This is a genomic window from Bordetella petrii (assembly GCF_000067205.1).
GTDB classification, from domain to species: Bacteria; Pseudomonadota; Gammaproteobacteria; order Burkholderiales; family Burkholderiaceae_B; genus Bordetella_A; species Bordetella_A petrii.
This window is the reverse complement of record NC_010170.1, coordinates 1,491,285-1,514,873: the sequence shown is the minus strand read 5'-3', so window position 1 is coordinate 1,514,873 and position 23,589 is coordinate 1,491,285. Positions and strand designations below refer to the sequence as shown.

The 23,589-nt window shown below is 61.8% G+C and carries 22 protein-coding genes and 1 pseudogene; 2 read left to right on the top strand and 21 right to left on the bottom strand.

Annotated features, from left to right (window positions below; translation table 11 throughout):
- Nucleotides 1-21 precede the first annotated feature (21 nt).
- The 7 genes and pseudogenes from BPET_RS07385 to BPET_RS07355 form a co-directional block, all read right to left on the bottom strand.
- On the bottom strand, nucleotides 22-759 hold the full coding sequence (locus BPET_RS07385) for a DUF5983 family protein (RefSeq protein ID WP_011489289.1): 738 nt from the start codon (nucleotides 757-759) through the stop codon (nucleotides 22-24).
- Nucleotides 760-838: 79 nt separating this feature from the next.
- On the bottom strand, nucleotides 839-1,525 hold the full coding sequence (locus BPET_RS07380) for a hypothetical protein (protein ID WP_011489288.1): 687 nt from the start codon (nucleotides 1,523-1,525) through the stop codon (nucleotides 839-841).
- Nucleotides 1,526-1,697: 172 nt separating this feature from the next.
- Nucleotides 1,698-2,090, bottom strand: a complete 393-nt coding sequence (locus BPET_RS07375) for a hypothetical protein (RefSeq protein WP_011489287.1) — start codon at nucleotides 2,088-2,090, stop codon at nucleotides 1,698-1,700.
- Nucleotides 2,091-2,111: 21 nt separating this feature from the next.
- Entirely contained in the window at nucleotides 2,112-2,324 is a 213-nt protein-coding gene (locus BPET_RS07370; protein WP_003290186.1) for a hypothetical protein, read from the bottom strand.
- Between the two features lie 330 nt (nucleotides 2,325-2,654).
- Nucleotides 2,655-3,212 (bottom strand): hypothetical protein, encoded by a 558-nt coding sequence (locus tag BPET_RS07365; protein ID WP_011489285.1) that lies wholly within the window; start codon nucleotides 3,210-3,212, stop codon nucleotides 2,655-2,657.
- 244 nt (nucleotides 3,213-3,456) lie between these two features.
- Nucleotides 3,457-4,482: pseudogene (locus BPET_RS07360) on the bottom strand (DNA cytosine methyltransferase); the annotation flags it as partial.
- Between the two features lie 82 nt (nucleotides 4,483-4,564).
- Nucleotides 4,565-5,518 (bottom strand): site-specific integrase, encoded by a 954-nt coding sequence (locus tag BPET_RS07355; RefSeq protein WP_012248423.1) that lies wholly within the window; start codon nucleotides 5,516-5,518, stop codon nucleotides 4,565-4,567.
- 72 nt (nucleotides 5,519-5,590) lie between these two features.
- Here BPET_RS07355 and BPET_RS07345 point away from each other — a divergent pair.
- Nucleotides 5,591-6,765, top strand: a protein-coding gene (locus tag BPET_RS07345) for an IS3 family transposase (protein WP_085970191.1) whose coding sequence is annotated in 2 segments (ribosomal slippage) — nucleotides 5,591-5,840 and nucleotides 5,840-6,765 — 1,176 coding nt in all. Because the reading frame shifts where the segments join, the coding sequence is not laid out codon by codon here.
- Nucleotides 6,766-6,891: 126 nt separating this feature from the next.
- Here the strand turns inward: BPET_RS07345 and BPET_RS07340 are convergent.
- The 14 genes from BPET_RS07340 to BPET_RS07275 form a co-directional block, all read right to left on the bottom strand.
- Nucleotides 6,892-7,887, bottom strand: coding sequence for a tyrosine-type recombinase/integrase (locus BPET_RS07340; protein WP_012248049.1), 996 nt, complete (start codon nucleotides 7,885-7,887; stop codon nucleotides 6,892-6,894).
- Nucleotides 7,887-9,095 (bottom strand): site-specific integrase, encoded by a 1,209-nt coding sequence (locus BPET_RS07335; RefSeq protein ID WP_012248050.1) that lies wholly within the window; start codon nucleotides 9,093-9,095, stop codon nucleotides 7,887-7,889. The genes BPET_RS07340 and BPET_RS07335 overlap by 1 nt, the downstream gene beginning before the upstream one ends.
- A 136-nt stretch (nucleotides 9,096-9,231) precedes the next feature.
- The gene (locus tag BPET_RS07330) at nucleotides 9,232-9,837 is read right to left on the bottom strand and encodes a DNA cytosine methyltransferase (protein ID WP_012248422.1); all 606 of its coding nucleotides are present in this window, start codon (nucleotides 9,835-9,837) and stop codon (nucleotides 9,232-9,234) included.
- Nucleotides 9,838-10,373: 536 nt separating this feature from the next.
- Nucleotides 10,374-12,386: a DNA topoisomerase III gene (locus tag BPET_RS07325; RefSeq protein WP_011489283.1), complete on the bottom strand. Its 2,013-nt coding sequence runs from the start codon at nucleotides 12,384-12,386 to the stop codon at nucleotides 10,374-10,376.
- 278 nt (nucleotides 12,387-12,664) lie between these two features.
- Complete coding sequence (locus BPET_RS07320; RefSeq protein ID WP_011489282.1) at nucleotides 12,665-13,105, bottom strand: single-stranded DNA-binding protein; 441 nt, start codon at nucleotides 13,103-13,105, stop codon at nucleotides 12,665-12,667.
- Nucleotides 13,106-13,178: 73 nt separating this feature from the next.
- Nucleotides 13,179-13,706, bottom strand: coding sequence for a DUF3158 family protein (locus BPET_RS07315; protein WP_003460292.1), 528 nt, complete (start codon nucleotides 13,704-13,706; stop codon nucleotides 13,179-13,181).
- Complete coding sequence (locus tag BPET_RS07310) at nucleotides 13,703-14,482, bottom strand: PFL_4669 family integrating conjugative element protein (RefSeq protein ID WP_011489281.1); 780 nt, start codon at nucleotides 14,480-14,482, stop codon at nucleotides 13,703-13,705. The genes BPET_RS07315 and BPET_RS07310 overlap by 4 nt, the downstream gene beginning before the upstream one ends.
- A gap of 330 nt (nucleotides 14,483-14,812) precedes the next feature.
- Nucleotides 14,813-16,057, bottom strand: coding sequence for an STY4528 family pathogenicity island replication protein (locus tag BPET_RS07305; protein ID WP_011489280.1), 1,245 nt, complete (start codon nucleotides 16,055-16,057; stop codon nucleotides 14,813-14,815).
- 3 nt (nucleotides 16,058-16,060) lie between these two features.
- Nucleotides 16,061-16,621, bottom strand: coding sequence for a DUF2857 domain-containing protein (locus BPET_RS07300; protein WP_011489279.1), 561 nt, complete (start codon nucleotides 16,619-16,621; stop codon nucleotides 16,061-16,063).
- Nucleotides 16,622-16,636: 15 nt separating this feature from the next.
- Nucleotides 16,637-18,289: a ParB family protein gene (locus BPET_RS07295; protein WP_011489278.1), complete on the bottom strand. Its 1,653-nt coding sequence runs from the start codon at nucleotides 18,287-18,289 to the stop codon at nucleotides 16,637-16,639.
- The gene (locus tag BPET_RS07290) at nucleotides 18,282-18,539 is read right to left on the bottom strand and encodes a hypothetical protein (protein WP_003460282.1); all 258 of its coding nucleotides are present in this window, start codon (nucleotides 18,537-18,539) and stop codon (nucleotides 18,282-18,284) included. Before BPET_RS07290 ends, BPET_RS07295 begins: the two co-directional genes overlap by 8 nt.
- The gene (locus BPET_RS07285) at nucleotides 18,523-19,398 is read right to left on the bottom strand and encodes a ParA family protein (protein WP_011489277.1); all 876 of its coding nucleotides are present in this window, start codon (nucleotides 19,396-19,398) and stop codon (nucleotides 18,523-18,525) included. Before BPET_RS07285 ends, BPET_RS07290 begins: the two co-directional genes overlap by 17 nt.
- Nucleotides 19,399-19,441: 43 nt before the next feature.
- Nucleotides 19,442-19,654 carry an AlpA family transcriptional regulator gene (locus BPET_RS07280; protein WP_003460278.1) on the bottom strand — a complete coding sequence of 71 codons (213 nt, stop codon included), beginning with the start codon at nucleotides 19,652-19,654 and terminating at the stop codon, nucleotides 19,442-19,444.
- A 119-nt stretch (nucleotides 19,655-19,773) separates the two neighbouring features.
- On the bottom strand, nucleotides 19,774-20,529 hold the full coding sequence (locus tag BPET_RS07275) for a hypothetical protein (RefSeq protein WP_003460276.1): 756 nt from the start codon (nucleotides 20,527-20,529) through the stop codon (nucleotides 19,774-19,776).
- Nucleotides 20,530-21,559: 1,030 nt separating this feature from the next.
- On the opposite strand from BPET_RS07275, the gene BPET_RS07270 reads away from it, so the two are divergent.
- The gene (locus tag BPET_RS07270) at nucleotides 21,560-23,395 is read left to right on the top strand and encodes a tyrosine-type recombinase/integrase (protein WP_012248421.1); all 1,836 of its coding nucleotides are present in this window, start codon (nucleotides 21,560-21,562) and stop codon (nucleotides 23,393-23,395) included.
- The last annotated feature ends 194 nt before the right edge of the window (nucleotides 23,396-23,589 follow it).

Genomic DNA, 23,589 nt, shown 5'->3' with positions numbered 1-23,589 from the left:
GAATGGTGCGTGGCGCGACTGCTAGGACTCGGCCAGCGGCAAGCCCAGTAGCGCGGGCGCATCAGCGTCGAGGATGAGAATGCGCACATCGGCCTGGCCAGCCAGTTCAAGGATGTTCGCCAGGTCGTCCGGCATGCCCTTGTTCCGGTGCTCTTGTCGAAGCTGCTCCGCGCCGATGCCCTCGGCATGCTCCAGGTTCTGGTCCGTCCAGGGCGTGGAAATCAGCTTGACGCCGATCGCCGGGCTGTACGGAACCCGGAAGGCGATGAACAGAAAGGCCTCCGGCGTGGCGAGGTCTGCCAGGTTGGCGAGGTACTGGCCGGTTTTCCGGCTGATGTGCGCGCTGCTGATTTCCCAGCATCGGCTGTAATAGCCGGTCTCGAAACTCAACCGCTGCACCACGTCTCGCGCGGCTTCGGCCGAATAAGTGTCACCGACGTGGATCGGGCGGCCGTCGAAGTCGTCGCCATGAATGGCATAGACCACGGCACCAACTACGCCTTCGCCGCTGACGCCTTCAACAGCATTGCATTCGGCCATCAGTTCGGCGCTGACAGGTTCAGTGCCATTCCTGACCACCGCGAACTCGCTGGTGACGATGCAGGGGGAAGAAACCAGTTCCTCATCGGAGAGGTGCTGTTGGCTCACGTGGATGGCTCGCCACACATGCGGGCTTCCGTCCTCGTAGCTGATGGACAGCGTGCGGACGATTTTCAGATTCCAGTAGCCGCGGACAAAGGGATTGGGATTTTGGGACATGGGATTTCTCCAGATTGAATAATGGAGCCAATCCCCGCCACCGGGAATTGGACCCGGTGGGTTGAAAAGAGAAAATGCGTCAGTCGGCACTGATCGTTGGCGTCTGGGCCAGCCGTTCGGCGATGCGATGGCGCACATTCAGGCGGAAATGCTCGTCGTTGATGCCCGCGAGCAGATTGGCGGCCTCCAGTGCGATCAACGCCGAGGCCTCTTCGATGTCGCTGGCCTTAATGGCTTTGCGCAGTTGGTCGCCGAGTTGGAGTGCCTGCGAGGACGTTCTGAAGACCTGGACCTCGCGGCTCAGGTAGCAGCCGCTGCCGCCGAACTCGAACAGCCTTGGCTTGCTGCAATACCAGCAGCCCTCGAACTGGATGGCGGTCAGGTCATGGCCGTCGTCGAAGCAGGTTGCGATCAGAAGTAAGGCCTCCAGATCGGCGCTGTCCTCGAACTGGTGTTGTTCGATCAGGTTCTGCAGTTCCTGATCCTGGTCGGCTCCGAAGTGCACGGCCAGCAGTTCGAGCAGTGGAGGAATCGACAAGCCTTCGTCGTCGGGCATGGGTATGCCGAGTTGCGCTGCGAGGTCTTCCAGGCCGCCCAGCACATTCGACCATTGCGGATAATTGGTCTCGGCGATCCTGGCGATGTAGGCATGCCCGTTGCCGGGATAGCTTTCATCCAATGCGAAGACGCCGAACAGCGCCTTGATGACGGGGGTAACACGATCAAGCATGAGAACGCCCGTGCCCTCGTAGTAGTTGTTTGCCATGGTGGCTCCTTTCGAGAAGTGAGCGGAGCCAGCCCATGCGGACGGTGGCATCCGCAAGTAATAGCCCGAGGCCGTTGGCGCTGGGCGATGGCGAAGAAATTGAGGAACATGGCTTTGTGGGCGCATGTCCCTCTCGGGGGGAACGAAAAGCAGTGGTGCGCCGGGGACCGGCTCACCAGCCGTTGTAGTTCACCAGCAGGTCGGCGATGACCTTGCGGCGTTGCAGATCGAGACCGTCGAAGTCCGACAGTCCGTTGAAGTGGCAGCGCTTGAGCATGGCACCGCCCTCGCGCGCGTTGTAGAAGCTGACCATGGCGGACAGGAACATGCGTTCGCCGCTGCTCAGGACGCCGAGGGCATCGTTGAGCTGCAGCATGTTGGGACGCAGATCCCACTTGCTCTTGGCCTGGTTCAGACCTTCACGGGTGCCGTCACCGAACCATTCGGGGCCAGCGATCTCGACACCGCGCTTCCAGGCCTCGAAGAAGGCTTGGGGCGCGGCAGCGAAATGCTGTTCTTCCCGCATGATCTGATCGACGATTTCCCGCGGCAGTAGCTGGTTCATGACGTGATTCCTCCAGTTGGATCAGGGAATGGCGAGCTGGGACCAGCCGCCTCTTTCGAGGGCACGTTGAGCCGCGGCATAGCTGCGGAAGTACTCGCGGGATTCCCGCGAAACGGGGCCTTCGGTATCGCGCGTGCCGATGTAGTGACCGGCGGCGCTTTGCAGGACTTCGAGCGGCAGAAACTTGCCGCAGTAGGTCAGGGCCAGTTGGCCGAAAGAGGCTTGCTGGGACATGGACGGGCTCCTTGGAAAAGCGGGGCCTCGTCCCTCACGGGATGGCAGCTCCCGCACGCGGTTGATAAAAAGCATCGACGTCACGGGGACGCGCGTCCGCAGACTTGATGCGATGCGGACTGGTGGGCAACGCGGGAGAGACCCGCGGCAGCCTGAAACCCTGGCTGCTGGCATGTGCTGACGAATCAGCGAACATGCGGGCAGCTTCGTGCGCGGGCCGCGCTGCGTCAGTTGGAAAACGGCATCCGGCCCAGCCCCGATTGATGGGCACCGAAAAAAAGAAGCCCCGCATCGAGTGCGGGGCTGTCAGGAGGGGGCGTCGGCGCTGGGTCAGGCGGGCTTGTCGCCCAGGACATGCTGCTTCCACAGGTCAAATGCTTGCTCGGGCGGAAGCTCGGCGAGGATGACGATGGGTTGGGCCTGTCGGGCGCGCAGCGAAGCGAAATACGCTTTGCGGTCGGCGATGGCCTTGAGCTTGATGCCCTTGATGAACAGCAGTTTGCCGTCCTTGATGAACAGCACCTTGTTGCCGATGTCGCGGTTGAACGCGGCTCGCACCTTGCGCTCGGCGTGCATGGCATCGGCCAGTTCATCGATCAGGAAGTCGAGCGTCATGTCGATGTAATGAGGGTCTTCACCCTCGTGGCCGAGGTCGAGCGGTGCAGGCGGCAGGCCCTTGGCGAAGGCTTCGGCCTGCGCCAGCAGCGCCGCCTTGCCATTGAGCGCGTGGACGAACGTCGAGCCGCCGTGGCCGTCGTTGCGGGCCTCGGCGATGGGAGTGCCGTCGAACACGACGGTGGCGCTGAAGCACATCGTTTCCTCGCTGGCGAAGTCGGCCACCTTGAGGTTCTTCAGCGTGATGCGGTCTTGCTTGGTGATGTTATCCATGGGAAGTCCTGAAATCGACCGGGTGGCGACATGCCCCCGACGGGACGTGGCGGCCATCCCGTGGGTTGGAAAAAAAGAGGCATCGATGCCCCGGTGGGCAGCGTTCGCCGGTGAGATGCCGAGGCGAACTGGTGGGTGGCGCGGGTAGAACCCACGGCAGCCTGGACACCCCGGCTGCTGGCTGCTGCCGACACGTCGGCAATGCAGGAGGAAGAATGGCGTGGCCCGCTGGCGACGTCGTGCATCAATCCGGAGCTGTCGATCCCGTCTTGTGCAGGCACTGCACCAGCCGCTGGCCAAGCCACGCAACGCACGGCACCGCCATGGAATTGCCGATTGCCTTGTAGCGCGGAGCATCCGCGGCGGGCTTGCCGCGGTACGGGATCAGCGTGTAGTCGTCGGGCATGCCTTGCAGCCGCTCGCATTCCACGGGCATTAGCCGCCGCACCCGCCAGTGCGACCAGTCGCCGGGGCCGGGCTCGCTCCAGTCGTAACGGAAATGCGCCTCGAAGTCGGGTGCCAGCACATGGGGCTTGTCAGCGCCGCCGCCGCTGGTGCGCAGTGCGTCCGATACGCCGCCGCCCAGTTCCGCGGTAAGACCCTGCTGCCGTCCCCGCAGGGCAACGCAGGCCACCATCGGCACGCCATAGCCCGGCTTGCCGTTGGAAAGGACGGTGCAAGCTACCTGCCCATGGCCCGACTCGAAACGCACTTCGCCGCGGTTGTTCTGCGCGAAGGCGATGGCGGGCACGACACCGGCGTTCGCATGGCTGTTGCGGTGCCCACCTGCACGCAGCGTCGGAGCCCGATCCATCGTGGCATCCGCGCCGCTGCCCTGCGCGGTGAAAGCGATGATCGGCACACCCTTGCCCGTACCGTCTTCGCTGCCGCCCTTGCCGCCGTTGGCAGTGTCGAGGGTGTGGGCGATGCTGCCGGCGATCGACTGCACCATGAACGTCTCCGTGCGGATGTCGTGCTTGGGGCCTGCGGCCATGAGACATGCCGCCACATCGACGGGGCCGGTGCCGCCACTGAATCCGAAGGTCATCGTGACCGTGCCGTAGGGCTGCTTCAGTCCTGCGTATCCGCCTGCTGCTTCAGCACCCGATCCAGCAGCACGGGCAGCTTCTTGCCACGGCGCGCTGCCCGCAGAAGAATCCCCGAGCAGGCCTGTGCGCTCAAAAAGTACTTCGACGGGATCGAGGCCATCTCCACCACTTGCCACAAGAAACACACGCTTGCGGCGTTGGGCGACACCGAAATATTGAGCTTATGGATAGCGCAGCGTTATGAAAAGTCGGCGCAACGCAACCAGGGATCGCAGGCACTTGCGCCGAACTTGCTTCACATAATCAACCAGCGGGCCGGTGATCCTTTCCCAGTGATTGCAGCCAACTGAGCAGTTCGCCGTCCTGGCCCCATGCCGGATATGGGGTTCTTGACGTGCCTGGATAGGCCATTTCCAAAGCAGCCTTCTTGCTGTCCAGATCTGCCCGCGCATAGATCTCTGTCGTTTTAATATCGGAATGGCCGAGTAGGTCGCGGATATAGATAAGATTCACGCCAGCCTGCAGCAGGTGCATGGCTTTGCTGTGTCTCAATGTATGCGGACTGATTTTTGTCCCCAGTAGACCCGGATTTCCTTGCGAGACCTCCCTGGCATACTTCTGCAGAATGTAGGAGATGCCTGCTCTTGTTAGTCGCTTCCTGACGTTGTTGCAGAACAATGGCCTGTCTTTCTGCTCCAGGTACTGCCCGTGATGCTCCTGCAGATATGAAACTAAAAGAGCCGTCGTCGGCGCCAGCAGAGGGACCAAACGGACTTTGGCTCCTTTGCCCAACAGCCTTGCGGTTGCCGGTGCTGTCAGTTTCAAGTCGCTCACGTTCATGTTCGCAAGCTCCTGAACTCTGGCCCCCGTGTCATACAGTACGCTGAGCAGAACCAGATCTCTTCGACCCATAGGTTTCCGTGCGTTGGGCTGCTGGAGCAGCAGCTCTACAGCTTCAATGGACAGGTAGTCCACCGTTGAAGATTGCCGCTTCTTGAACTGGATATTGAGGATTTGTTGGCACAGGAGGATGTGCTCTGGATAGATCGACATCACGAACCGAAAGAAGCTCGTGATCGCGCTGAGGCGTTGATTCCTGGTGTTAACGGAATTGCCCCTGTCCTGCTCAAGCCACAGAAGAAACGCTTGTATTTGCTTATGATGCAGGTCCGCAATGCAAATCCGCTCGATCTTCACGCCGGCCTGATGCTCCATGAATCGCAAGAGGATGGAGAACGTATCTCTGTAGGACGCCACAGTGTTTGAGCTTGCCCGCAAAAAATGGATCCCTTGCTGAGTGTGTAAAACTCACGCAAGGAGGGAGGAAAGATGGGTAATCCGAGAGCTCGATATACGCAGGAATTCATGCTGGAAGCCGTGCGCATGGTCCGCGGCGGCCAGAGCATGGCGGCGGTGGCGAAGATACTGGGCATCAGCCCGAAGACGCTGCACAACTGGGTGAAGGCCGATGCCGCTGGGAAGCTGAACGGCGCAGGCAAACAGGTTTCTCCAGAACAGATGGAGATTGCCCGGCTGCGCGCGGAGTTGGCACGCGTGAAGATGGAGCGCGACATATTGGGAAAAGCCACGGCGTACTTTGCGAAGGTGTCGGCATGAAGTACGCCTGGATCGAGCTTCACAGCCGACAATGGCCGGTGTCCCTGAGCTGCCAGGTGCTGGGTGTCAGCCCCAGCGGTTACCACGCGCGCAAGGTGCGGGATGTCGATACTGACCGACCGCGCCGACGCATCAGCAACGACGCTCTGCTGGTGCACATCAAGGCCGTGCACGCTGAATCCAAAGGCGAGTACGGCTGGCCGCGCGTGTGGAAGCAACTGCTGGTCCAGGGCATTCGCGTCAGCAAGGATCGTGTCCAGCGGCTCATGAAGCTGCACGGCATCAAGGCGAAGACCAAACGCCGGTTCAAGGTCACGACCGACAGCAAACACAGCCTGCCGGTCGCACCGGACCTGCTGCAACGAGACTTCTCTCCCGCGCGTCCCGACCAGGTCTGGACTACGGACATCACGTACATCTGGACGGACGAGGGTTGGCTGTTTCTGACCGTCATTCTCGACCTGTTCAGCCGTCAGGTGGTGGGCTGGTCGATGCAGCCGCACATGCGCACGGAGCTGGTGTCTGATGCGCTGCGTATGGCGTGGTTTCGCCGCCGTCCGCAAGCGGGCCTGATCCTCCACAGTGACCGTGGCAGCCAGTATTGCAGTCATGACTTCCAGGACCTGCTCAAGGGCTACGGCATGCGCAGTTCGATGAGCCGTCGAGGCAATTGCTGGGACAACGCACCGACCGAGAGCCTGTGGGGATCGCTCAAGCGTGCACGCATCCTCGGCCAGCGCTTTGCAACGCGTCGCGAAGCGATGGACGAGGTAATCGACTGGTTGAGCTTCTACAATCATTCGCGCTTGCACTCGACGTTGGGCTACGTCAGCCCGATGCAATTCGAGCGGGACTGGTACGCCGCCCAGAACCAACGGGTGGCATAATCTCGCTCAGTTAAGGGATCCGAAATTCGCGGGCAACGTCAGTTCGCGCTCATTCCGCGGTGCGCGGCCAGATGCTCTCCCAGGAATTTTGACAGGGCGTATGCGAAGTCAGTTGGCTGCCGATGCTTAGTCATCCAGGGCCCCCTCGGTCAAATGATTGATCTCAGGGAAGATGTGTCCGAGTCTCGCCTCAAGCTTCGAGGTTATGTCCGGATACACCTCGGCTGTCAGCCTCAGGTAGTAGTAGGTCGAAGTGAGATTGGCGTGTCCCAGGTAGGCCGAGAGAACAGGCAACAAGGTGTTCAGATCTGCGTTCTCTTTAGCCCATCTGTTAAGCCGATGGCAGACGAACGTGTGCCGTAAATCGTGGAGCCGTGGACCACGGTCTTTGCCGTAATACGGTATCCCCACCTCCCACAGCATTTGTCTAAAGCGTCTTCCAAAGTCGCCCGGACTGCAAGGTTCGCGCTTGCGATTGAAGAAAAAAGGGGCAAGGTCATTCGCACCTGTCAACGCTTGTGCTGCATATTCCCGACATACGTCGGTGAGTGTGCTCGACATGGGGACAAGCCGCTCATGGTCGTTCTTTCCATGCCTGACATGCAAAACACCTTGCTCCAGATCGACATCGCGGACTTGTAGCGCAACGACCTCCGAAATTCTCAGTCCGCACCCATATAGGATCTTGATCATCGTGGGGGTGGAGCGATGCATCAGTCGTGACACAGGACTTGGCTTCAAGGCACTCGTGTAGTCGAATATGCGACTGATCTCCCCGCTGCTGAAGATGTACGGGTGGTGCAAACTCTTTCGCGGAATCTTGCCTGGAACAAGGAAGGTCGAATGGCCTTGTCCTTCAAGAAACCTGGCGAAACGATGCATCTCACCCACACGAGAATGCCGAGTGGATTCGGCTTCGTTTGGACGTTTCTTGCTCCAGGCCGAAGCCAGTTCTTCAGTGATGGTGAAACCCTGAATGCTGTAGCCCTTGCTGAAGTTATCAAACATGCGCAGGAGCATTGCCTGCTGCTTATACGCCCGCCCCAGGGAGCGCATCTGGGTCACGAACGCATCGCACATCGGTGCGAAAGGGCCAGTGAAGTAAGCTATTGATGTAGACATCAGGCCACCTCCAGAGCGCACAGGCGCAGCTGCGGCAGGTTGACCTGAACGTACCCGCTGGTGCTGCCAATATCGAGATGGCCCAGGGTATGAGAGATGGTTTGAATTGGAACCTGCTTCTGCAGCAAAGTCGTCGCCAGACTATGTCGCAGTGAATGAACGCCTCGGGGCTTGTTCGCCGGAACATGGATATCCGCCCTGCGAAGGTATTGAAGCATTTGCTGATGTAAAGCAGACGTCAGACCATCGAACGGGGCGATATGTTTTATGAATACGAGTGGGCATTCCGAATGCGGCCGCCCGTTCCGCAGGTAGTCAATAATTGCCCATCCAACTTCATCCATGATCGGAAGATCAACTGGCTTTTTTGTCTTTTGCTGGACGATGGAGATGACATTTCTTGACCAGTCAAAGTGATGGAACATCAGTCCACGAACATCACTGATCCGCAGCCCCATTCTTGCCAGCAGAAGAAAGATCGCATAGTTGCGCTTGCCCAGCGCATTGCTCCTGTCAATCGCAGACAGGATCTTCTCGGTCTCACCAACTGAGAACACTGTTGGCAGTCGCTGACGTCTTTGGCGTCGGACAATGGGTATCGCGTTGTCGAAGCTCTCGACATGAAATCCGTTGGAGCAAGCGTACTGAAAGAGCTGCTTCAGAATCCGCAGCGTCGAGCCGACGGTATTCGATGAGAATCCGGCCAACGACTCAATGTACGAGTTGATGTGTTGAATCCGGATAAGTCGGAATTCTTCAATGCCGTGATGGAGCAGGAAATACTCAAGTCGAAACAGCCGACTTCGCCACGTGCGGAGCGACCCAGGGGCAACCCCTTGGGCGGACAGGTGCTGCAGAAAGCCTTCGAACACTTGACGATAGGATTTGGTGAAACCCTTCAACGTGGCGTGTGATTGCTTGAAAACGGTCCCATACCGTTGGAAGTCGCTGAGAAGATGGATTGCCCGATGGATGTTGTGGGAAGCGTCGGGGTCATCAAGGCGGTGTCCATAGTGGCTCTGGATGAACTCGCGAGCCACTTCCATCGAAAACGCACCGCAAGCGTTCTCGTTGGCATAGGGAACCAGATTTCTCCAGATCGAATTAAGGCGGGTGATAGTGGCGCCGCTGTAGCCCATCACTTCCAGCTTCCCGGTCAGTTCTTCTACCAGCCGAGCCGTGTCCTGTACGACATTTCCGTTCTTCATGCTCATATCTCCGATTTGCGTGGCGACATGCCACGAAAATCATCATCGGAGATTATGTTGAGCAATAGCTCGGGAGATGTTTGAGTTTTGGGGCCTGAGTGCAGTTACTGCGCATAACGCAGTGCTATCCATAAGCTCAATTATGTGGAGCTTCACATAATTGAGCGTCGAGCACGCGCCAGGCGATGCGGCGCCGGGGTCCAGACACACAACCTGCGTGCGCCCATTTTTCCCCTGGCGGTTGGAGCGCACAGCCTTCTCCGGCCAGTGCGCCCAGGAAATGCCCGAAGGCATTGCTGCGGTCGTTGAGGACGCCGGGGACGTTTTCCCAGACGAGGGTTGCCGACGGGCGGCGGTCTTGGTGGCGGGTTTGGTCGATGGCATTTGCAAGCTCCACATAGGCAAGGGTCAAGGCGCCGCGCGGGTCATTCAGTCCCTGGCGCGCGCCGGCTACGCTGAACGACTGGCACGGTGTGCCGCCGACCAGGATGTCGGGCGCCGGCACGGTGCCGGCGCGCACCTGGCGGGCGATCGCAGTCATGTCGCCCAGGTTGGGCACGTGGGGGTAACGATGGGCGAGCACGGCGCTCGGGAACGGCTCGATCTCAGCGAACCACGCAGCTTCGAGGCCGAGGGGTTGCCAGGCGAGGCTCACGGCCTCGATGCCGCTGCACACGCTGCCGTAGAGCAGCGGCGCGTTGCGCGGCCTGCCGTGTGTTGGGGGGCAAGGATGGGGGTTCATGTCGGGTCTCCTGTTCGTGTGGCCCAGGGCCGTTGGGCGGGGGGCCGGGACATTGATGGGCAGGAGAAAGGCGCCGAAGGCCCTGCGGCCTTCGGCTCGGGAGGAAAGAGGAACCACCCGTGGGCTGATTGGCAGGCCCGGTCGTCGCTAAAACCGTCTGCTGTCAGCAATCACACCCGGCCCATGTCGTGGCTGGGGCCGGCATCGTCTGGCGCACATCCGCGCACAAAGGGAGCCCGTTTTTGCGCCGGCGGGCACCGGCACCGAATACCGCTGACCACGAACGGTCTCCGGGTGGCTCGTGCAGTTCGACAAGCCATCGGGAGACCCTTCGCAGTGGGCGGAAGAAATGCAGATCAGCAGAACGCGCGGGATGCGGTTCGCGGAGAAGCTACCTTCAGGTCCCGTGGCCGGAGCGGCCAGGCGGGACGCGCGCACGGATCAAGAAGGCGTTGCGCGCTGGGCGTCCCGCAGGGCGTGCGGGACAAGGGCCACGCCGCCGATGGCGGGCACGGCTCACGGGGAACGGGGTCGGGTCAGGAACCTTGGCGGCCGCTGCGGTGCGGGCGCGAGGCACCGCGCTTGGACGTGCCGGATTCGACCGGCAGCGTGCCTTTGCAGTCGGGGTAACGACTGCACGACCAAAACGGGCCGCTCTTGCCGCTGCGCTGACGCGTGGGTGCGCCGCACTGCGGGCATGCCGGCCCTTGGGGAACCTTGATGGACAGGGACGCGATGCTGTACTGCGCGATCAACTGCGAAATCCATGCAGCCTGCTTTCCGATGAATACGTCCAGCGTAAGCTGTCCAGCTTCGATCATGTCGAGCGCCTGTTCCCAGACAGCGGTAGTGCCAGGGTCGGCGATCGCCGCGGGCACGGCGTCGATCAGTGTGAAAGCAGCATCGGATGCGCGGATGGCGCGCCCCTTCTTCACGATATAGCCGCGTGCGATCAGGCCGCTGATGATGTTGGCTCGCGTCGCTTCGGTGCCGATGCCGACCGTGTCCCTGAACTTCTGCTTCAGGCGCGGGTCCGTCACCAGCTTGGCGACTCCCTTCATGGATTTGACAAGTTCGCCCTGCGTGTACGGCCTGGGTGGCAGCGTCTTGAGCGCCTTCAGATCGACGTCGGCCACCAGACATGCCAAGCCCTCGCGCAGCGCGGGAAGCACCTGGCTGCGCGCCGCAGCGTCGCCGTCCTCGTCGGGCTGAGGCTCGGTCAGTACCAGGGGCCAGCCCTTCACCACGACCTGCTTGCCCGTGGCCGCCAGTTTCTGCTGGCCGCAGGCTAGGTTCGCCACGGTGCGATCGAACTCGTGGTGAGGGAGGAACTGCGCGAGGTAATGCGCCCGGATCAGCCGGTACACCGCCAACTCCTTCTCGCTCATGGCCGAGAGGTTCGCTGGTTCGAGCGTCGGAATGATGCCGTGGTGCGCCGTGACCTTGCCGTCATTCCATGCACGCGAGCGCTGGGAGCGGTCGAGCTGGTCCATGATCGGGCGCAGCGAGGGATCGGTCCTGAGCAGACTGTCGAGAACCGTGGACACCTCGGCGAACATGCTTTCGGGCAGATAGCCGGAATCCGAGCGCGGGTACGTCGTGGCTTTGTGCGTCTCGTACAGGGCCTGGGCGATCTCCAGGGTTTCCTGCACGTCCAGCCCAAGTTGCTTGGAACAAACCTCCTGCAAGGTGCCCAGGTCGAACAGCAGCGGCGGGCCTTCGCGCACGCGCTCGGTCTCGACCGACACCACCTGCGCGCTGCCCGCGCCGCGAATCTGCTGCGCGGCCCGCTGTGCGACCGGCTGCTGCAGGCAGCGGCCCGTGTCGTCGGTGTAGGCATCGGGCGGAACCCATTGCGCGGTGAAAGACTGGCCGCTTGCGGACAGGGACACGTCGATGGCCCAGTACGGTACGGACACGAAGGCCGCAATTTCGCGGTCGCGGTCCACCACGAGCTTGAGCGTCGGTGTCTGCACGCGGCCGACCGACAGCACGCCGTCGTAGCCCGCTTGTCGACCGAGCACGGTGAACAGGCGGCTGAGGTTCATTCCCACGAGCCAGTCGGCCCGCGATCGTGCCAGCGCCGAGTAGTACATCGGCAGCGTCTCGGCCGATGGCCTGAGCTTGCCCAGTGCGGCGCGGATGGACGCATCGTTGAGTGCCGACAACCATAGCCGCTCGATGGGGCCGCGGTAGCCGCACAGTTCGATGATCTCGCGAGCGATCAACTCGCCTTCGCGGTCGGCATCGGTGGCGATGACAAGCTGGGTCGCCTTCGCCAGAAGCGCCTTGACGACCTTGAATTGCGTGGCGGTCTTCGGTTTGACCTCGACCCGCCAATTCTGGGGAATGATGGGCAACTGCTCAATGGACCAGCGCTTCAACTGCTCGTCGTAGGCTTCGGGCGCAGCGGCTTCTACGAGATGGCCGATGCACCAGGTGACAGTGACGCCGGAACCGTTGAGACAGCCTTCACCGCGCTGCGTGGCGCCGAGAATCCGGCCAATGTCTTTGCCCTGGGAGGGCTTCTCGCACAAGAACAGCCGCATATCCGTCCATCCGATTCCCGTGGTTCATGGAGTTGCTGGGATCGAGCATGCCGAGCACCACCAGGAGCAGCAGCAAACAAGCGGCACGCGGCGGCGACCGCTTTCACGGATGGAAGGGCTTGTGCGGGGATGGCGAGTGGCCGGAGGTATGCGGGTCGGGAGCGGCGATTCGCGGGTACGCGTGGAAGTCAGTGGACGTTGATGGAGCTATCCCCTGGGGATAGCTCGCGGCACATGGAGGGCGGCTAAGCACCGCGGCAGCCGCCCTCCGTGCCGGGTCACTTCCTGCGCTTCGTCTCTTTCGGCGCGGTCGATTCCTGGTCGGCCTGCGGCTTCGGTTCTGCCTCCTGTGGCTTCGGGCTGAGGACCACAGACTCGATGCGGTACGGCAGAATGCCGACGCTGCGCGCGTTGACTTGCCAGGTCTCGCGTGGCTGATCTTCGTTGTCCGTCCAAGGCTCGCGCTCCATGCGGCCGATCACCAGCACCCGCATACCCTTCTGGTAGAGGCGCTGCCAGTGCTCGGCGTCGCGGTGCCAGATTTCCACCGGCGCCCAGAAGCCGCCACGGTCCTCAAAGGTGCCATCCTTCTTGGGAACGGGGTTGTCGAAATAGACGTTCAGGCGCAGCAGGCGGGTGGGCTCGTCGTTGCCATTGGGGAATTCGCGGTACTCCGGTGGCGAGCCGATGTTGCCTTCGCCAGAAAAATGCGTGCTCATGGTGTGATCTCCGTGGTGGTTGAAATACCCGTGCCTCGTCGGCGCCGGGCGCGTGCTGGGATGGCTGGCGCAATCACCGATCGCGCATTGCGGGTGGGGTGGACGTGAGCCGGCGCAGGTAGGCGTTGTCTGCCTCGGCCGCTTTGCTGGCGCATTCCTGCGCCTGCCTGCCCAAGGTGTGCAGCAGGCTGATCTGCATGTTCAACGTGATGCGCTGCAGCTCGATCGCGTGCAGGTCGGCCAGCAGGTTGGCCGGCGTGCTGGTGCTCGCCATCAGCTCCTGCCACAGGGCTACGCCCATGGCCGAGCGGTCGTGCTTGCGCCAGCGAAGGAACGTCGTTCCCGCGCCAGTTGTCTGCTGGGCCAGCTCGATGGGTAGCAGGTGGAAGGGATGCCCGACTGCCTGTTGCAGCACCTGTCGCTGCGCCAAGCCAATCAGTTCGTCGCGCATGGCGAAGCACTGGCTGGCCCAGGCCTCGAAGTCCCCTTTACCTTTAAAAGGCTTTAAAAGGCCTTTTAGAGAGGCCGCGTGTTCCAGCCGCATGAAGGCTTCCTGTTGCAGGCCCCGGAAGTAGCGGATCGGTTGGTTCAGATCGCTCATGCCGGTTCGTCCTCACCGGCTGCGGTTTCGGATGGCTCGGCGGTGATGGCTTCATCGCCGGACGGAGGCGCTGCGGCAGAACCATCGCTGCGCTGTTGCAGGCCACGGCGCGCGATGGGCGGCGCAAACTTCGAACGGCGTGTGCCTTCGAGCACCTCCTGGGGCAGTTCGCCGAACTTCTCCAGCGCCGCCCGTGCTGCGGCATTTTTGGCCGCGAAGTCGTCCCGGGTGCAGCCCGAGTAGCGGTACTGCTGCGCCAGACTGAACAGGCTGCGCAGCGCGTGGGCGCCTTCGTTGAGCCATCGCTCCAATGTCGAGCGATCGATCAGCGCGGTGTGATGGGCGAGGATCAACTTGCGGGCGATGTCGTCGTAGTCGGCCAGGAGATAGACCGCCGCGAAGCCGAGCTGCGCGTTCACAAATAAGGGGAGCTTCACCGGCTGCACGTTGAGGTTTTCGCCCAGGCTCAATGCTGCGGGTACGCCGGCCAGCGCCTGGTCAACTTGCTCGCGCAGCGATTGCAGCGTGGATTTGGTCTGGTCGAGCTTTTCCTCGATGCGCAACATCCACCAGTCGCTGTACGGGTCGTCTTGCTCCGATCCGCGCTTCATCTTGTTCATCACGGCGATGTAGCCGTTGAGCCCGACAATGCCCGGCCGCCCCTCAGCGGCGGCACGCCCATGCCAGATGCGCGAGGCGTGGTGGGTGTGAAGCGTCAGCGACATCGCGCTGCGCAAGGAGCCGAGATTGAGTTGTAAAGGTTCGTTGGTTGCCATGGTGACCGCCCGCTGTGGAAAAGGAGCCGTCAGGATCGACACGCAACGGAAGGCAGTCAGTCAACAAACCGAAATGAATCAGTCCCCGGTTGTCATGGCAGTGCCAGCCCGAGGCACGAGCTATCCCCAGGGGATAGCTCCATCAAACGCCATGGAGCACTGTTCGCGCGAATGTCAGCGTCGCTCCTGAAACCGGCGCCATCGCAGTGCGGTGGACGAAAGTACCGGGCCGTACCTGTCGGCGTTACGCCTTGCATTACATCTATCCCCTGGGGATAGCTCTACTGACGGCCACGGATGTCTGCTTCATGACCATGCCGCTCGTAACGATCAGCTCTTGCGCAGAAGGTCACGCAGCCGTTCGATGTGCTGTTTGGCCACCTCGGGTGGAACCACATTGCGTGGTGCCTCAGACGGCGCATCTCGCGCGGCGGTGGGGGGTGCTGTCGCGCCAGCCTGCTTGGCCCACGCGTTGAACTCGCCACGGATGGCGCGCTGGATGATGCCGAACAGGTAGCCGGCCGGGTTGCGGATGGTGTTGCCGCGACAACGATCGGCCCATTCGTCCAGCACGGCCTGACGCAGCGGGACATCGACCTGCTGCAATGCCACCATCGCCCCGGCCTGCTGCTCTTCTTTCAAACCAAGGAAGCGATCAGGCAAGCGGACACCTTGCATCGCGCGCACCTGCCCACGCTCGCGCGCGGTAGTACGTACTTCATTAATACGACTACTACGTACAGTACGGTCCTGCTTCGGATTCCGAAGAGAGCCGTCTGACGCGGGTTTCGGCCCTGCTTCGGATTCCGAAGACGGGTGCTCGGGATTCCGAAGAAGGCTTGGAGCCCCTTCTTCGGAATCGTGAACCATGTCCTCCTGTGGATAACTCTCTTGCGTCCCGATGCCCTGGCTGGCGAGGCGTTCGGCAAGGACCTGCAGCCGCGAGGGCAGCGTGCGGCCGGACAGCAACGGGTCTTCGGCGATCTCCTTGAGGGTGTGCAGACCCACGACCTGAACGGCCTTGGCCGAGTGGCCCAGAGCCTGGCTGACGAGCTGCAAGTAGTCTGCGTCGAGCTGCATCGCCTCGAATGGAGTCAAGGGCTCGTCGTGCAGAACATAGAGGTTGCCGAGAATACGGCCGGTCTTGGGGTCGCGTCTGCGCCGCACGAGACTCAACCAGCGTGTCAGGCGCAACAGCGTCAGCGCGCGTGCGACGGTCTCGTGGGAGGCTTGTCCAGCGCAGGGTGTTGACGCGAGCCATGGCCGAAGTTGCTCATATGTCGGAAACGCAGTGACGCCATCCTCGTTGAGCATCATCCGAAACACTTGCCACGCATTGCGCTCCAGCGGTGTCAGGCGTCGGTCGAGAAAGAGCCGCCGCGGCACGCTCTCGTGACGATTGCCGCTGAAAAGGAAACCGTCACCAGATGTTGACCCAGGCGACGGTGCAGATGCAGGTGCGGATGCGGGCGCCCGGGGTTTGGGCGCAAGGTCTTTCAGCGCGCTGTTGAACAGATCAGCGAGGGCGACGGGGCCATGGCGTGATGCTCGTGGTGCTGAGTCATCCACGGCCATAACTCAACCCAATCCTTGATCGATCCAGCCTTTGATCGCAGCCCAGACCACCGACAGCGGCAGTTCCATGCCTTCGGCGAGGTCCATTGCCGCATCAAGGACCGAGGTTTCGTCCTCCAGATCGACATTCCTGCTGCTGGTCACGGCCTTCCAGCGCCGCCACAGTTCCGTGTCCTGCTCCTCGTCCAGAACCGGATGGCGCCCCTTGCGTTTGGGCAGACCGAGAACTTCGCGTCGTAGCGCGACTTCCTGATGCGTAAGCCCGTAGAAGCGACTCACCATTTCCGTACTGGCGCCCAGGCGCAGCATGCGATCGACGGTGGCGATCTCCTTCTCCACGTCCTGCGCCTGCTTGAGCAAGCGTCGGAGCACTTCGCGGTTCACGGAGACAGAGCACCAGGAGACGTTGGCATTGGCCAATACGCTGATGAGCGCTGGATGCTTGAGCGCATCCAACTCTTCCTCCCCGAACCCCATCGCCTTGCATCGACGCAATTGGCCGTTGCGCAGGTCGTAGAGCGCCTGGGCGAGGACGGCCTGATTGAGTGGGTTCGGTGCGGACATGCTGGCAACCCTCGTTCAGGTCCCAGAACCGACAGCGCCGGCTTCCAGGTCCAGGAGGCGTCGGGCCAACCGCAGCAGTCGGAACAGCTTGACCAGCGCGGTGTCGCTCAATCGCAAGGCCGCATCGTCCTGGCCGTGCAGCAGTGCCGGCAGGTCGGTGACGATTTGCCCGCTGTCCAAGCCGACGTCGGCCGGCGTCTGACCGGCCAGAGAAACCAGCAGCGCGAGCACGGCGCGTCCCAGGGGCGACGAAGGCCGTGCCTGGGCGCGGCACGCGAACCCGATGCCATCGGGACGATCCGCGACGTACTCGTCCAGCTCGGCCTCGCCTGCGATCTCGCGCGCGAACTGCGCGATGTGGATGCGTAGCCGATCGGGCGTATCCAGTCCAGGGTCGATATACCAGATGTCCGAGATGGGATAGAGGCCACCGGCCTGCACTGGAATCGACTGCAATACGTTGGCTGAGAAATCGGGCGGTAGCGCGTCGCCTAACTGATCGGCGACCATGCGCTGGATGGACTGGAGCCGCTCCGTCGTTGGTGCCGGGGAGATGATGTGCTCCTGAAGCAAATCGCCGACCCCTGCCGTAGGGCTGGCCGCGGAGGCCTCCCTCGGGGCCGTGTCGTCCTCGCGCCGCGTAGGCGCGGCCGCTGCATGGCCTGGACGTGGTGCAGGCGTGATAGTGGATGGTGCTGATTCAACCGGCGATCGCGCGATGGCCCCAGGCTCAGGCAATGCGGGCGGCGCCGATGGCGGCGTCGGGTCGCTGACCAACGCACGGTGACGGCTCTCCGATTCGGTCAGGTCCAGCGCCAGGACGTCGTAGTCGATGCCCAGCAATTCGGACATCTGGCCGATCAGCTCGTCTTGCACTCGCTGCGGCGAAAACTCGTCAGCCTGCGTGTCGAATTGCGACAGCACTTCCTGAAAGAAGCCGTCGAAATCCAGAGGAAGAGAGCGGCCTTTGGCGTACTGCTCCCAGGTGCGCTCACAGGCCTTGCGCATGACCGATAGCCGCTCGACCTGGTGGCGGCCCAATCCGCCATAGAGCACGGTCGGGATCGCGGGCAGCAGATAGCGGACCGCATCGACCATGCGGCTGATGTGCGACTGCTGTACCGGGTAGCCATCGGCGGCCAGGCGGCGAGCCAGTTCGGACTGGCTCAGCGTGGTGCCGCTTTCCTCTTCGTAGAACTCACGCGCTTTCTCGACGCCGAGGGCTCGCTCGATGAACGTCAGGCCGCCGCGTAGCTCGTTCTCCGCAAGGTGCCCGGTCAATGCGACGATCTCGCCACGTGCGGGCCAGGGGCGGAACAAGCACGATATGCGGAAGAATCGCTCGTCCTTGGTCTCCGACCAGAGTTCACGCAGGATCGCCAGCCGCGTGTTGCCGCCGTTGCGGATGATGTAGTGATCTTCGCCTGGACGGCGCGTGATGGCCGGCGCCGCATCCAGGCCGCGTTCACGGATGGAAGCCTTGATTTCCTCGTAGGCGGAATTGCGCTTCTTGCGTGGATCGTGATCGTAGGGACGCAACTGGTCCAACGTCACGACCATCGGCGTGTCGACAATCGGGTCGCTCAAGGCGGTGGCGGATGGACCGCTACGTTCGAACCCGGCGGCAAGCAGCTTGCCAGCCATGTCCTGGGACCTCATATCAGCCATGGCCGCATTCCTTTACGCTCGCGGCCTGGGCTTGGGCCTGGCGCTCGGCACGGCGGATCTGCGCGCGGGCGTTGAGGGTCGCCCGGTGGTCGCTCGCGGTCGAGCTGGTGTAGATCGCGGCGCAGCCGACCTTGGTGAACTTGAGGTGTCCACCCGGTGTGCGTTTGACGTGCCAGCCTTCGCTGATCGCAAATTCGATCAGGACGCGTAGCCGCTTGTGGCCGCGGGCCAGTTCATGTGCGCTTGCCATGCTGCCTCCCAGTCTCAGAAGGACGCTGCTGGCGGCCGGACACGAAGGCCAATTGATCCTGCCATTGCGGGAACAACTCGCTGGCAAGGGCGCGCATGGTGTCGAGAGCGGCTGGCGCGACTCTGCCCGGTGGCTGTCGGTACTCGACGCGATGCACCGGCAGGCCGCGGGTCGCAGCGCGCGGATAGGCTTCGATAGCCGGCACGTCAGTAGCCAGCACACGGATGCCAGCATGCTCCTGGAACAGGTCGCGCAGGGCCTGCTGGATCAGCCGCGCGTTGGCGGACACGGGGTGGACGCGGTTGATGAGCAGGTGCAGCGGCGGCGGTTCGATGCCGAGGTGTCGGTACGGCGCGATGTCCTCCAGCAACTGCATGGTGCCGCGCCGCAACTCGCGGGCCGCGAGGATTTCCGGGGTCACGGGCGACAGCGCAAGATCGGACGCGAGCACGGCCATCTCCAGCAAGACGCTGCGCGCGCCCTGGGTGTCGATCAACAGCAGGTCATAGAGAGGCGCCAGCACCGGCAACAGATGGCGTAACCGCAGGCGCCCGTCCGGCGCATGCAGCAGCAAGGTGTTCAGTTCGCCTCGGTGGTCGTTGGAGAGCACTAGGTCCAGGCCCGCGATGCTCGTGCGGGACACGAGCCGGTCGAGATCGCGCTCGTTGAAGGCCAGCAGCTCGTAGATGCCACCGGGCGCGCGGTGGGCCAGTTCGTAATAGGACGACAACGTGGGCTGCACGTCGAGGTCGAGCAGCAGTACGCGCAAGCCCGCGTCGGCGGCAAGACCGCCGAGGTTGGCTGCGGTGGTCGTTTTGCCGACGCCGCCCTTGGTCGAGATGATGGATACAACCTGCATGGCGCTCTCCGTCTAGGGATAGGGAATTCCGAGGGAGAGCCGCTCAGGTGCGATTGTTGAGACGTTCGGCGATCCACTGGTCGATCTCGACCGAATCCCAGCCCACTGCACGCACGCCCAGACGCAGCGCCTGGGGGAACTTGCCGGCACGCATCAGGTTGTAGATGTGGGCACGCTTGAAGCCGGACTTGGCCTCGACTTCATCGAGACGCAAGATGCGGCGCTCGTTGGGCGGTAGTACAGGTATCTGCGACATGGCGGTCACTCCTGAACGCTCAGTGGCGTTTGTTGGCGTGACACCTATTCAAATGTCGACTTCTGTCTCAGGCCACCGTAAATGCGGTTTCCGTGACCGCAGATTCGGGCTTGCAAATATCAGGAAACGGCGGCCCGCAGCTTGCGGCGGGCTTGTGCAAACTTGGCTTGCAGCGTGCGATCGGTAATGCCCATGAGTTCGCCGTGATGCGCGATCATCGCGGTAGCGATAGCCTCCTGGCTATTGAAACTGGAATACGGTGTGCCCGACGGAGATTGGCCGAGCATCAGTTCCAGCATGGTGCCGATGATGTGGAGGTAGGTGGCCTCGGCCCGGTCGCTGATGGGGCATTGCGCGCAGGCGGGAATGACCGTGGACTGCTTGAGTAGCGCGTCGTGCTGTTCTTGCAGCTCGCGCATTTGGCGCTTGCACTGCTCCAGAGCGGATTTGAGGGCCAATCGCTCGACCAGCATGGCTTGGCCGGTCTCCAGGGAGATGACGGGATGGGCGATGCGTTCGCTGCGAGAGAAGAGAAAGCCGGGCCGCTGCTCGGGGTAGTGCTGGCGCATCCATCGCTTCAGATCGACGTGGCGAACCGTCAGATCAAGGGACTCGATCAGTGCGGTATCGCGTGTTGTGATGCCGTTCTGCCCGAAGGGCAGTTCCCCATTGAGGATGCCGTCGTAGATTCGGTCGGTGTATAGCCGCAGTTCGCCCCAGCGCGGGCAATCCAACGACTGTGGCAGATTCCTTGGCGATAAAACCGAGGCCAGGATCACCTGCTCGTATCGCAGCAGCCCAGCCCAGCGGATGGACGCTTCGATCGGGCGGTAGAACACCTTTGATGTTGGTGCATCATTCTTGTTCTCGTGCATGCTCCGTCTCCTTCCAGGAGAAGAACTACATGGCCGACTCCTTTGACGCCGACCCCGTGGTCGGGCAGTTGTCTGTGTAGGAAACGAGCCCCGAGGCCCGGTCCGTTATGGGTGCTTGAGCACTTCTCACCAGTGCGCTTTTACCGGTGGCTGTCATGTGCCCAATGTGCAAAAATTCATCGGCCGCTAGAAGGTCGAGCATCGGGACGTAGGCTCGACAGTGACGCTCACGCTATCAGCGTCGTAATAAGTTGCGGATTCTGCAAATCTGTCTCGGTATGGCCTTATATGCCAGCGGTTTCACAAGGCGCGACGAGATGGTGGTCGTTGTCCAAGGTCTAGGAAAACTGGGCGAATCCACGCCTGTCATACCCGCCCTGGCATCCTGATATACCGATAAAGAATCGCGTGCTGACGCGCCACGGCTAGGGTGCGCGTTCTTCCTGCGTGACTTGCTTGCGCAGACGGGCAATGCAATGCGCGTTGCATGCGGCTCGTAGATGGCATCCGAACTGGGCCGGCACCGAGAGGATCGGCCTGGGCGTCATCGCGGAAGCGGATGCGGGAACTGAGAGCAGGGGCACGGGCGGCCAGTTCGAGACCGTCGCCGATGACGTTGTGACGACTGCGGGTCTGGTGTGCTGGGTGTGGGTCTATGGATGCCAGTGGAACTCTTTGGACGATCTTTGTTGGCGGGGACGAAAAAATAGGCTACAATCTAGGTCTTCGCTGGCCACCTCGGCGAAGAAAGAGCTTGGGAATCAACGACTTACTGCCCTAGTAAACGTCTCGTTTCCCGCTCCAATTTAGGTTCTGTAGAGTTCCACTGAATTCTGCAAGCCATTGAAAACAGGGCCGAAAGGCCCTTTTTTCATTCCAGTGACGTCCACTGGAAACCGCCAACATCCGGGACTTTTAAGTCCATTTTTAAGTCCATGAATACGGGTGAGGCGCTTTCCGGATTGTTGCTGGAGGAGCGAGGTCAACGAGACAAGCATCTAGTCCTGACTCATAGTTCAGGAGCTGGAGCATGGCACTCTCAGATATGGCCGCCCGGAACGCCAAGGCGACCGGCAAGGCTTACACTATCAGCGACATCGATGGCCTCTCCCTCGCGGTCTCTCCGACCGGAGGCAAGACTTGGCACTACCGTTACTACTGGGCTGGCAAGCAGAAGCGCATGTCGTTGGGCACCTACCCGGAAGTTGGCCTTCGGGAAGCGCGCGGCCTTCGCGATGCGGCTCGTGCTCTGCTGGCCAAGGGCATCAATCCCCGAGCGGATCGTAAACAGAAGCGGCAGGCCGTCCGACTGGCCGATGAACACACCTTCCAGGCCGTGTTCGACAAATGGGTCGAGCACCGCAGGCTTGTCCTCAAGGAGGGACGGCAGAGCACGCTGACGCAGATCCTTCGCATCTTCAAGAAAGACATTCTGCCGACGCTTGGAAAACGCCCTGTCTACGAAATTCAGCGGCCCGACCTTCTGGAGGTCGTTGCCAAGATCGAACGGCGGAAGGCCCTCAGCGTGGCAGAGAAGGTACGCACTTGGTTCAGGCAGATGTTCCGCTACGCGCTGATCATCGTGCCCGGCTTGCCGCAGAACCCCGCGTTCGATCTGGATGTGGTGGCGCTGCCAATGCCCCCTGTTCGTCACAATCCGTTCCTGCGGATGGATGAGTTGCCGGCGATGCTGTCAAGGCTGCGCAAGTATCACGGACGTCTTCAGACCCAACTCGGGCTGCGGCTGTTGTTCCTGACAGGGGTGCGTACCGGGGAGTTGCGCCTGGCGACACCGGATCAGTTCCATCTTGACCAAGGCCTATGGATCATCCCCCCGGAGGTCGTGAAACAGTTGCAGCTTGAGATGCGCAAGGAGGGTAAGCGGCCTGGTGATATTCCTCCCTACATTGTGCCTCTGTCGGCACAGGCCATGGAGATCGTCCAGCACATGCTGGAGCAGTTCAAGCCGGCACAGCGCTACCTGTTCTCCCATGGCTGGGACCTGAAGAAGCGCATCAGCGAGAACACCTTGAATCAGGCGCTCAAGCGTATGGGCTACACCGATCAATTGACGGGACACGGTATCCGCGCGACGATTTCGACCGCACTGAATGAAATCGGGTATCCGAAAGTCTGGGTCGATGCGCAGCTTTCGCATTCAGATCCCGACAAGGTGAGCGCCGCCTACAACCACGCCGAATACGTGGAGCAACGCCGACGCATGATGCAGGATTGGGCTGATCGGCTTGATCTGTTCGAGCAGCATCAGGTCGAGGCAGCGAGCATGCACCTGACCGTTCATCTGGAAGGTGTCCCGGAGGTGCCTGATGAAGTGCCAGAGGGTGCTGAAGCCGCAATTCCGCCTGCCCCTATCGTGTTGGTCTCGAAGCCTGGAGCGGGTATGCCGACGCTGCCGGACTCCGTGCATCGACTGTCCGCTATCACGGGACCGCGCACACCACCGGTCTTGTCAGAAAGCCAGCGCGAGCAACTGGAGCGGTTGGACATCTTCAATTCGCCACACCTTCTTTCCGCAGCCGATTTTGCGAAGATGGCTGGCAAGTCGCGGCGATGGATAAGCTACGAAATCAGCGGACGCAAGATGTTGGCACTCAGCCTCGGCAACCTGGGGCAGCGCGTTCCGGACTGGCATTTCACGCCGCTGAAACACAAGCTGATCCAGGCGGTACTCAAGTTCGCACGCGAGGCGGACTCATGGGAAATCTACCGTGCGCTTTCCCAGCCGCACGATGACTTCAAGGGCCTTGCGCCGGTCGACGCTGTGACCGCGGAGAACCTGCATGAAGTCGTTATGGCGGTGTGTTTTTCGTTGAAGGACAGTCAGCCGATGCTTCGGCTGGCGTAGAAACCGACTGCGCGCGGCGATACTGGGATGCGATGCCCGGAGCGCTGTGCTGTCGGCCAGTCATCCGTTGGGTCACGGTGTCAGCGAAAGCAGTGTCACCCTGGCGAAACGCCTTGCATCCCGCCATCCTGGCCACGGGCGAATGCGGCGTGGGCGGGCAAAGTCTGATGGTACACGCGGCTCTGCTCGGCCGC